Annotated in this window: 1 protein-coding gene; it reads right to left on the reverse strand. The window is 56.2% G+C overall.

The genetic code is table 11. The annotated features are described in order from the left end of the window. The coding region (locus AKJ31_RS22365) for an ArnT family glycosyltransferase (protein ID WP_157052422.1) at positions 1-365 on the reverse strand (365 nt) is incomplete at both ends.

The following is a 365-nucleotide window of genomic DNA, read 5'->3' on the forward strand; positions in this document are numbered from 1 at the left end:
AGCAAGGCTTTGGCTTTCAGTTGTTGCTCGAACCGTTGCCGCCCGGTGAGGTGCAGCACGGCGATAGGAATGAGGACAAAAACCGGCAGGAATCCGACCCCTTTGGTCAGAATACCCACGGCCATGCATGCCCAGCTGAACAGGTACCAGCGTGCGCTGGGTTGCACGAAGAAATGGCGAATCAGTCCGTACATCGACACGGTTATCCAGCAGGCGACCATGGCATCGATTTGTGCCGCTTTGGCTTGAATCACAAACTGGGGCGTAATCAGCAACAGTACCGCTGCATTACGTGCAGTTTGCACATTCAAGAGCTTGGCGGCCAAGTCAAACACGCACCACACCATGACCAGACCCGCGACCGC

The organism is Vibrio hepatarius, from assembly GCF_001274785.1.
Lineage (GTDB): Bacteria > Pseudomonadota > Gammaproteobacteria > Enterobacterales > Vibrionaceae > Vibrio > Vibrio hepatarius.